The sequence below is a fragment of the Arthrobacter sp. H14 genome (assembly GCF_000520495.1).
Lineage (GTDB): Bacteria > Actinomycetota > Actinomycetes > Actinomycetales > Micrococcaceae > Arthrobacter_C.
Window position 1 is genome coordinate 88999 of record NZ_KI914630.1, and the last position, 9819, is coordinate 98817.

A 9819-nucleotide genomic window follows, 5' to 3' on the forward strand; every position below is an offset into this window, starting at 1 on the left:
AGCAAGCCGGCCGACGTCGTCGTTCCCGCCTTAACGGCGGAACTTCAACGCGCTAAACAAGGTTAGCCCAAGCGGGCCGGTCGTAGGAAACCGCGCCCGCCTGGACTACTGGGAATTACTGCTTCGCTTGGAGTTTCTGCTCGACGAAGTCAATGAACGAGGGAACTTCCTGCGGGTTCCACTTCTCCCCGTCCACGAAGGCCGTCGGGGTCCCGCTCACGCCGTACATTCCGGCGCGCTCGGTCTGGATTTCCACGGCGGGGCGGAACTTGGTGCTGTCGATGCACTCGCCCAGCCCATCGGCTCCAACCTCCGCAGCCATGTCGGTCAGGCGTTCATTCGAGAGTCCCTCGCCACCGTCCTCGGGAGGCTGGTTCTCGAAGAGTGCATTCGAATAGGCCGTGTAGTTTTCGGGTGACTCATCGGCAACGCACTTAGCGGCATTGGCAGCCCGGGACGCGTAGTTCGTCGATGTGGCCCGGTCCAGAATGCTGATGATGCGGTACTCGACGGTGATATCGCCTTCGTTCTGCAACTCCTGCAATTGGCCACCGAAGGTTTCCTCGAACTGCTTGCAGATCGGGCACTGGAAGTCCTCGAACAGCACGACGTTTACGGGTTCGCCCTCTTCGGAAGGCTCGATTCCCGGCGGAACGAGAGGTCCGTCCCCTTCCGGCTGCGGCGCTTCGTCCGGCAGGTCATCGGCGGAAATGTTCCCAGCCGGATCGTTGGTCAACACCTCGTTATCGGCGCCGATGACAATGCCGCCGTACTCATTGGTGTTTGCCGCCGTCGGACCCTCATCAGCTATCTGGCCGCGGACGTTCTGCATCACGATGATCGCGATGATGGCGATAATAGCGACGATCCCGGCGACGACTCCCCAACGCACCAGCAGGCGGTTCCGCTTTTCCTTTTTCTGCTGTTCCTCGCGGATCTTGCGGGACTTTTCGCGCGCCTCGGCCGTACGCTCGGCGCGGGACGGCTTACCTTTGTTCTGCGGAGTCATAAATCCTCGTGTTGTTGGGCGTGGCCTCGGACCACGGAAAACGGCAACTTTGCCAGTTTAGCCAGCAATTTCATGCACCGTCATATAAAACGAAGCAGCGGAACAGAAAGTTTCCATAAACGTTAGAGTCTGTATGGGGCGAATCGACGTAGGGAGCAACTGTGACTGCATCCGCAACCGCTGATACCGGCGAAAATCCTTCAAGCGAGCTGGAGGACTTGAGCACGCAGGTCGGTGACGAGGACCAGCGCGAATATGACTTCATAGTCGTCTCCAACCGGCTTCCCGTGGACCGGGTGGTCGACGACGACGGCAACGCTTCCTGGCGCCGCTCCCCTGGCGGTCTGGTCACCGCGCTGGCCCCCGTCATGGCGAAGGCCGACGGCGCGTGGATCGGATGGAACGGCGCAACGAGCGAACGCCTGGACGCGTTCAGCCACAACGACATGCGCCTCATCCCCGTCAGTCTCAGCGCCGATGAGGTTGAGTATTACTACGAGGGCTTCTCCAACGCGACGCTGTGGCCGCTCTACCACGACGTCGTCGCCCCACCTGAGTTCCACCGCCATTGGTGGGAGGCCTACCGTCGCGTCAACCAGCGTTTCGCCGATGCCGCGGCGCTCGTCGCCGCCGAAGGCGCCACCGTCTGGGTCCAGGACTACCAGCTCCAGCTCGTGCCGCAGATGCTCCGCCGGCTCCGCCCGGACCTCTGCATCGGCTTCTTCAACCACATCCCGTTCCCTCCGACCGAAATCTTCGCCCAGTTGCCCTGGCGGGGACGGGTTATCGATGGCCTGCTCGGCGCGGACCTGATCGGTTTCCAACGCACCAGCGACGCGAGCAATTTCATGCGTTCGGCCCGGCGCTTCCGCGGCTACAGCGTCAAGCAGCAGTTTGTCCACGTCCAGGACGACGACGGCGAGGTCAGCCATATTGCCCGGGCTGAAGCGTTCCCGATCTCCATTGACAGCACGAAAATCCATGAGCTCGCCCACGATGACGAAATCATAGAACGCGCGGCGCAGATCCGCCGCGACCTGGGAAATCCGACGAAGGTGCTGCTCGGCGTGGACCGGCTGGACTACACCAAGGGCATCGGCCACCGGCTCAAGGCGTACTCTGAGCTGCTCGACGACGGCACGCTGACCGTCGAGGACGCCGTCCTGATCCAGGTTGCGAGCCCGAGCCGCGAGCGCGTGGAGCAGTACCGGATTCTGCGGGAGGAAATCGAGGGCTCGGTCGGGCACATCAATGGCCAGCACGACACCATCGAACACACTGCGGTTCGGTATCTTCACCACAGCTACCCGCTGGAGGAAATGGTTGCGCTCTACCTGGCCGCCGACGTCATGCTGGTGACGGCTTTGCGGGACGGCATGAACCTGGTGGCCAAGGAGTACGTCGCAGCGCGGGTGGAATCGAACGGCACCTTGGTGCTCAGTGAGTTCGCCGGGGCCGCGGACCAGCTCGATGAAGCGGTGCTGATAAACCCGCACGATATCGACGGGCTAAAGGAAGCCATCTTGAAGGCCGTCCATATGGACCCGGATGATGCGAAGCGGCGAATGAAGAAAATGCGGCGCGAAATCCTGGACCACGATGTCGAGCACTGGTCGCAGTCATTCCTCAACACCCTGCGTGAAGTCACCGCCGACAGAGGCACCGCCAGTGAGTGAGAACGACGACGGCGCTACCCTTCCCGAAGACCTGCGCCATGCCCTCGAACGGGTAGCCGCTGCGGAACGGCTGCTCGTCGCCATGGACTTCGACGGAACGATGGCTCCGCTGGTCGACCGGGCCGAGGACGCCAGGGCGCTTCCCCGCTCGGCGAAGGCTTTCGCGGAGCTCGCAGCACTGCCGGCGACGACGACGGCGCTGATCTCCGGGCGCGCTCTGGACACCCTGCGGCTGCTCGCCTCGCCCGGGGAGAAGACGCTGCTGATCGGCAGCCACGGCGCCGAAACCTGGACCGGTCCGGGCCGCAAACCGCTGGAGCTGGACCCTGCGGCGCGGGAGCTGCTTGCGGAGGCCACCGCCGTCGTCGAACGCATTGTTGAAGCCCATCCCGGTACACACATCGAAACCAAACCCGCCGGCGTCGTACTTCACACCCGCACCGCGGAACCGGATGTCGCCGCTGCGGCAACGGAGACGGCGTTGAGGGAGCTGAACGAGGTCGATGGGCTTAGCGTGACCGAGGGCAAAAAGGTCGTAGAGTCCAGCGTGGTGCATTCCGATAAAGGCCGGGGCATCGAAACCCTGCGGTCTTTAACGGGCGCGACGGCGGTACTCTTCGCGGGCGACGACGTCACCGATGAGCATGCGATGGCCGTGCTGGGGCCGGAGGATGTCGGGGTAAAAATCGGTCCTGGAGAGAGCCGCGCCGGATACCGGGTCGAAAGCCCGGAGCAGGTGCAGGATCTGCTCGAAACCCTGCTGAAACTGCGCACCACCGTCACCCGCTAGCCGCCCTCTTTTCATCCACTCGTGTGAGCCTTGTTACGTCGCCGATGCGCGCCGTCGGATTTTTTCTGCCATACTTCTTCAGGGACGTGAACCACGTCACCTCCGGGCACAGCCCAAATAACTGAATATTCACCATTCACAACGGATCGTCCGGCACGTACCTGCCGGTGAAGGGAAAAATAAACATGGCAACGGTATCGTTTGACCAAGCCACCCGGGTGTACCCGGGTACCGAGCGTCCCGCAGTGGACAAGCTCGACCTCGACATCGCGGACGGGGAATTTCTTGTACTGGTCGGCCCCTCGGGCTGCGGAAAGTCCACTTCACTACGGATGCTGGCAGGCCTCGAGGATGTGAACGCCGGCCGCATTATGATCGGGGACCGCGACGTTACCGATGTCCCGCCCAAGGACCGCGACATCGCCATGGTGTTCCAGAACTATGCGCTGTACCCGCACATGTCGGTCGCCGACAATATGGGCTTCGCTCTGAAGATCGCAGGTATCGGCAAAGAGGAACGCGCCGAGCGTGTCCGTGACGCCGCCAAGCTGCTCGACCTGCAGGACTACCTGGAGCGCAAGCCGAAGGCTCTTTCCGGCGGCCAGCGCCAGCGTGTTGCGATGGGCCGCGCGATCGTGCGTAATCCGCAGGTCTTCCTGATGGATGAGCCGCTCTCGAACCTCGATGCGAAACTGCGTGTCCAGACCCGTACCCAGATCGCCTCGCTGACCCGCCGCCTCGGTGTCACCACCGTCTACGTCACGCACGACCAGGTCGAAGCCATGACCATGGGCGACCGCGTTGCCGTGCTCAAGGACGGACTGTTGCAGCAGGTCGACACCCCCCGCCGGTTGTACGACCACCCGAACAACGTCTTCGTCGCCGGCTTCATCGGTTCGCCGGCCATGAACCTGCTCGAACTTCCCGTGGTCGACGGCGGGGTGCAGTTCGGCGGGACGACCTACGACGCCGGACAGGAAGCACTCCAGGCCGCGGCCGGCAATACGGTCACCCTCGGCGTACGCCCCGAGGACCTTGAGCTTGTTCCTGAAGGTGAGGGTCTCTCGGTTGAGGCTGACCTCGTGGAGGAGCAGGGCGCCGACGCGTTCATCTTCGGCCACACCATGGTCAACGACCAGTCGCATGACATGATTGTCCGCGTCGGTGGCCGCCGGCCACCGGAAAAGGGTGCAATCGTCTGGGTCCGTCCGCAGAAGGGCCACGTCCACGTGTTCGATTCCAAGACAGGACTTCGCCTCGGCGACTAAAGCCCTGTCAGCTGGCTGAATCCGCGGCTCCGGTGCCGTGCGTGCTTAAGATGGGAGCATGATGAGTGAGCTTTCCGGTGACGCCCAGTGGCATGAACCCAGCGATTGGGAACAACAGGGCAAACTGCCACGCAATGCCGGGCTGCCTCCCGCCAACGTTGTGGGTTCCCTGAGCATCACAGCTGCTGCCACCGATCCGGGGCTGTTGGACCTGCCCTGGCATATCACCCTGGAGGAGTGGCCGGACGAGTATCTCGCTGCCCTGCCGCGAGGCATCTCCAGGCACGTGGTCCGGTTCGCACATCTGGGCGGCTCCGTCATCGCCGTGAAGGAAACCAGTGAACACATCGCCCGGCACGAATACCATGTGCTGCGCCGTCTGCAGAAGGTCGATGTTCCCTCGGTGGAACCGGTCGCCGTGATCAGCGGCCGCACAACGCCCGACGGCGAGGAGCTCAACCCGGTCCTCGTCACCCGGCACCTGAAATTCTCGCTCCCCTACCGCGCACTGTTCTCCCAGAAACTGCGCCGCGACACCCTTACCCGTCTGATCGACGCCCAGGCCCTGCTGCTGGTCCGGCTGCACCTGATCGGCTTCTACTGGGGAGACGTATCCCTCTCCAACACCCTCTTCCGGCGCGACGCCGGGGCGTTCGCCGCGTACCTCGTCGACGCCGAAACCGGAGAAATCTACCCCTCACTCTCATCCGGCCAGCGTGAGTACGACCTGGAGATCGCACGGGTCAACATCGCCGGTGAGCTGATGGACCTGCTTGAAGGCGGATTGATCGAGGAACATGTCGATCCCTTGGCGACCAGCGAGCGGATCATGGACAGCTACCGACGGCTCTGGAACGAGCTGACAGGCAAGGAGACCTTCGGCGCCGGGGAACGCTGGCGGGTCACCGCGCGCGTGGAACGGCTTAATGAGCTCGGTTTCGACGTCGAGGAGTACTCGATCAATACCGACTCCGAGGGATCGCGGATCCAGCTGCAGCCCAAGGTCGTCGACGCCGGCCACCATCCACGGCGGCTCATCCGGCTGACGGGGCTGGACGTACAGGAGAACCAGGCACGCAGACTGCTTAACGATCTGGACCAGTACCGGGCGGAGTACTATCCACATCTGGACGAGGAAATCAGCGCCCACTCATGGTTGACGCATGTATTCGAACCTATTGTGCGGGCGATCCCGCGGGAGCTTGCGGGCAAGCTTGAGCCGGCCGAGGTCGTGCACCAGGTCCTCGAGCACCGTTGGTACATGTCCGAGAAGCAGGACAGGGATGTCCCGCTGGCCGAAACTGTGCAGTCCTACCTGGATGATGTGCTGCGGCACCGCCGGGACGAGGCCGCGATCCTGCTGAACCCGGATACCAAAACGCTGAACGTGCTCCAGGGCAATGATGCCGGCGACGCGCCGGATCACGATCCGGCAGGCGAACCAGCAGCCAGCCATCCCGCTCACGGTACGCCGGCATCCAGCAACCCGGACAGTGATGAGCCGGAACAGCATCCAGGAACAGAACCTGGCAATTCCCCTCGCTGAAGATTCACGAGGGGAATTGCCCTTGGGGCTCTAGTGCTTCTTGACGTTGGCAATGCCTTCGGCGGCGTCCTTGCCAGCGGTTTTGGCCTTCTTGTCCGCCCGTTTTTCCTTCAGCGACTTGCCGGCCTTTTTGGCCAGCCCTTTGTGCGGCGATTTATCAGACATCGTTGCTCCCAATCTTTGGGGCCTGGATGGCTCCGTTGATTAGAGATTACGCCACTTCCAGCACGAGTGACACCACTCACTCTCATCCTCTGCGGCCGTCGGCACCGGCGATGATGGACCTTCATCATTTCAATGATGAAAGCGTTTCCACTCCGTTCCCCCTTGCAAGCGCTGCCCCGCCCTTCAGCCGCATAGGACGCACCCGCCGTAAGCCCACTTACTGTCTGCAAGCGTTTCCATTATGGGCCGGAGCGACCTAAAATGGCCGTCATGGAAAATTCAGTAACCGCACCCGCCGGCACTGCCCAAGCGTCATCGCCGGTGCTGCTGCACCCTGCGGACCGCGACCTGCGCTGGTGGCGCTCGTCGGTCATCTACCAGATCTATCCTCGTTCCTTCCGCGATCTCAACGGCGACGGCGTCGGCGACCTTGCCGGCATCACCGCCGGACTGCGCAGGCTCACCCCGTGCTCCGCCGCCATCCGTTCCAGCTCTGCAACGTAGAGCACAAGCTGTGAACGAGGCACCGCGACATCCTCGCCGACGCGATATTCTTCGGGCTTTTCCATCCCGCGGCTGTTCCTGCGCAGCTCAACCAGCTTTTCGGCTTCCGCCGCATTCTCGGTGCTGATGGTAGAGCCCAGGCAGGAGAGCACCCGACGAATCTCTTCCGCCTCGGCCGCGGCGCCGAACCCGTCGGTTTGGATGAGCAGCAGCGCGGTGCCGCGGTCGCTCAGGCTGGAGCCGAACTGACGGTCGAGTTCAGACATCGTCGCAGCGTCAAGCAGTTCCATGATTGCCGGCTGAATCCGCGCCTTGCCGACGGCGAGCACCCCGGCCGCGGCGATTCTGAAATCCGGAAAGAAGGCCGCGAGGGTGTGTACTTCGTCCGGCAGGTACTTGAGCCGGACCGTCGCCCCAACCACAACTCCCAGGGTTCCTTCCGATCCGACGATTAGACCGGTCAGGTCGTATCCAGCGACGCCTTTGAATGTCTGGTGACCGGTATGGATCAGTGTTCCATCGGCGAGGACGACCTCGAGGGCCAGGATTGCTTCCCGGGTCACGCCGTACTTGGCGCACCGTAAGCCGCCGGCGTTGGTGGCGATATTGCCGCCGATCGTTGAAATCCGGTAGCTGGCAGGGTCAGGTGCGTACATGAACCCGTATTCGGCGACGGCGGCATTCAGGTCAGCATTGACCACCCCGGGCTCGACCACCGCAAGCTCATCGTCCGGCCGGATGTCGAGAATACGGTTCATCCGCTCCAAACTCAAGACAATGCACCCGGCGGTCGCATGTGCCCCGCCCGAAACGCCTGTGCCGGCACCCCTCGTAACCACGACGGTTCCGGTCCGGTAGGCCCAGCCAAGTACCGTTTGAACCTCCTCAATGGTTCCGGGCCACACCACCACTGCCGGCAACTGCAAGTCCACGACAGGTCCCAGATCTGTGGAGTAGCGCTGAAGCTGGTCTGCGTCTGTACTAATGGCGTCCGCAGGCAGGGAGGAAATCAGGTCGGTGAGTTGTAGCTCTGGCATAGCCAGAGCCTACCGGCGCCGGGGGTGGGTCGGAAATTGGAACGCCGCTAGGTGCGGTGCGTCAAGCATCCAGCCGTGCATTACCGCTGCTGCGCTTTCTCCCTATACCCGGCAGTGGCTCCCTTATCCAGGCGCCGGCGCTGCCTTCTCTCAATCCTCCGGTTGTCCACCTGTGGACCGAGCAGACCCATAACCATGAACAACGTCCACCACAGATGCGTCGCTTCTGTGGGCTGAATAAGGTGCCAGTCGGTGATCCCGATAGCTACCCCAATCAGAACGCCCGTGGTCAGATAATGCAGCCACGCTGGCAAGGGGGACCAGGTTTTCCGCGATTCGCGCGTCCCCCACAGATCGGCAGGAACCAGGCCCAGTACGGCCACAACCGCGGCCAGTCCATAGGCCACTAGGAACATCCGGGTCGACAGGATACCCGTGGTTCCGGCGGCATCGTTCCATTTCAGGGAGGTCAGGGCTATTACTGCGATGAGACTTCCGATGACCCCGACGGCGGGCCGGACTACCCTTGAATTGTTCCAAGCCCCGGTTATGGAGATCGCTCGTGGATCTAAAGGATCCGACGTCATGGTAGTCCCCGTTCCAGCTCCGGTGGCCGAGCGGTCCGATCCATGCCACTCGAGCCTGCTTCCGCCAGTCTAGTTCACGGGAATGTGCCGTTAAATGGGTGGGGGCCCCGAACCACGTGGTGGTTTGGGGCCCGCACTCTTAATGTGGGTCCGGCGGTGACCTACTCTCCCACACCCTCCCGGGTGCAGTACCATCGGCGCTGTGGGTCTTAGCTTCCGGGTTCGGAATGGGACCGGGCGTTTCCCCCACGCTATGACCGCCGTAACTCTATGTCCCCTGGTTCACCCGTTGGAGGGGTGTTGGGGAAGCTTTTTGGGTTACAACTGTGTTGCTTGGTGTTGTGTATTCTGTTTTTGGTTCGGCACCCTTGGGTTGTTGGGTGGGAACCACATAGTGGACGCGTAGCATATTGGTCTTACCGCCGGTCGTTGTGGTGTACGTCCTTTTGAAACGTTCACGCACCGGTGGTGAGTGGTGTAAGTTATCGGCCTATTAGTACCGGTCAGCTTCACAAGTCTTTAGTCCTTGCTTCCACGTCCGGCCTATCAACCCAGTGGTCTGGCTGGGGGCCTCCCAGGCTTAACACCTATGGAAATCTCATCTTGAAGCTGGCTTCCCGCTTAGATGCTTTCAGCGGTTATCCTCTCCGAACGTAGCTAATCAGCGGTGCACTTGGCAGTACAACTGACACACCAGAGGTTCGTCCGTCCCGGTCCTCTCGTACTAAGGACAGACCTTCTCAAATTTCCTGCGCGCGCAGCGGATAGGGACCGAACTGTCTCACGACGTTCTAAACCCAGCTCGCGTACCGCTTTAATGGGCGAACAGCCCAACCCTTGGGACCTACTCCAGCCCCAGGATGCGACGAGCCGACATCGAGGTGCCAAACCATGCCGTCGATATGGACTCTTGGGCAAGATCAGCCTGTTATCCCCGAGGTACCTTTTATCCGTTGAGCGACGGCCATTCCACAATGTGCCGCCGGATCACTAGTCCCGACTTTCGTCCCTGCTTGAGCTGTCGCTCTCACAGTCAAGCTCCCTTGTGCACTTACACTCGCCACCTGATTGCCAACCAGGCTGAGGGAACCTTTGGGCGCCTCCGTTACTCTTTAGGAGGCAACCGCCCCAGTTAAACTACCCATCAGGCACTGTCCCTGACCCGGATTACGGGCCGAAGTTAGATGTCCAGAGTGACCAGAGTGGTATTTCAACGATGACTCCACCGACACTGGCG

7 protein-coding genes, 2 rRNA genes and 2 pseudogenes are annotated in these 9819 nt (G+C 61.9%); 5 read left to right on the top strand and 6 right to left on the bottom strand.

Features of this window, described 5'->3' with window-relative positions:
* Window positions 1-115: 115 nt before the first annotated feature.
* Complete coding sequence (locus Y707_RS0104365; RefSeq protein WP_026534176.1) at window positions 116-1009, bottom strand: DsbA family protein; 894 nt, start codon at window positions 1007-1009, stop codon at window positions 116-118.
* Window positions 1010-1218: 209 nt separating this feature from the next.
* On the opposite strand from Y707_RS0104365, the gene Y707_RS0104370 reads away from it, so the two are divergent.
* From Y707_RS0104370 to Y707_RS23385, 4 genes and pseudogenes are all read left to right on the top strand, one after another.
* Window positions 1219-2685, top strand: a complete 1467-nt coding sequence (locus Y707_RS0104370) for an alpha,alpha-trehalose-phosphate synthase (UDP-forming) (protein WP_051441641.1) — start codon at window positions 1219-1221, stop codon at window positions 2683-2685.
* Complete coding sequence (otsB, locus tag Y707_RS0104375) at window positions 2678-3475, top strand: trehalose-phosphatase (RefSeq protein ID WP_026534178.1); 798 nt, start codon at window positions 2678-2680, stop codon at window positions 3473-3475. The genes Y707_RS0104370 and otsB overlap by 8 nt, the downstream gene beginning before the upstream one ends.
* A gap of 185 nt (window positions 3476-3660) precedes the next feature.
* Complete coding sequence (locus Y707_RS0104380; RefSeq protein ID WP_026534179.1) at window positions 3661-4743, top strand: ABC transporter ATP-binding protein; 1083 nt, start codon at window positions 3661-3663, stop codon at window positions 4741-4743.
* A 61-nt stretch (window positions 4744-4804) separates the two neighbouring features.
* Window positions 4805-6139: pseudogene (locus tag Y707_RS23385) on the top strand (DUF4032 domain-containing protein); the annotation flags it as partial.
* A gap of 180 nt (window positions 6140-6319) precedes the next feature.
* Here Y707_RS23385 and Y707_RS33115 read toward each other — a convergent pair.
* Window positions 6320-6454, bottom strand: coding sequence for a hypothetical protein (locus Y707_RS33115; protein ID WP_275451188.1), 135 nt, complete (start codon window positions 6452-6454; stop codon window positions 6320-6322).
* A 270-nt stretch (window positions 6455-6724) separates the two neighbouring features.
* Here Y707_RS33115 and Y707_RS32605 point away from each other — a divergent pair.
* Window positions 6725-6916, top strand: a pseudogene (locus Y707_RS32605) (alpha-amylase); the annotation flags it as partial.
* Here the strand turns inward: Y707_RS32605 and Y707_RS23390 are convergent.
* The 4 genes from Y707_RS23390 to Y707_RS0104410 form a co-directional block, all read right to left on the bottom strand.
* The gene (locus tag Y707_RS23390) at window positions 6838-7995 is read right to left on the bottom strand and encodes an FAD-binding oxidoreductase (RefSeq protein ID WP_081744604.1); all 1158 of its coding nucleotides are present in this window, start codon (window positions 7993-7995) and stop codon (window positions 6838-6840) included. The pseudogene Y707_RS32605 and the gene Y707_RS23390 sit on opposite strands and share 79 nt — an antisense overlap.
* 80 nt (window positions 7996-8075) lie before the next feature.
* The gene (locus Y707_RS0104400) at window positions 8076-8582 is read right to left on the bottom strand and encodes a hypothetical protein (protein ID WP_026534180.1); all 507 of its coding nucleotides are present in this window, start codon (window positions 8580-8582) and stop codon (window positions 8076-8078) included.
* Between the two features lie 148 nt (window positions 8583-8730).
* Window positions 8731-8847, bottom strand: a 5S ribosomal RNA gene (rrf, locus tag Y707_RS0104405).
* Between the two features lie 207 nt (window positions 8848-9054).
* Window positions 9055-9819 (bottom strand): 23S ribosomal RNA (locus Y707_RS0104410); the annotation flags it as partial.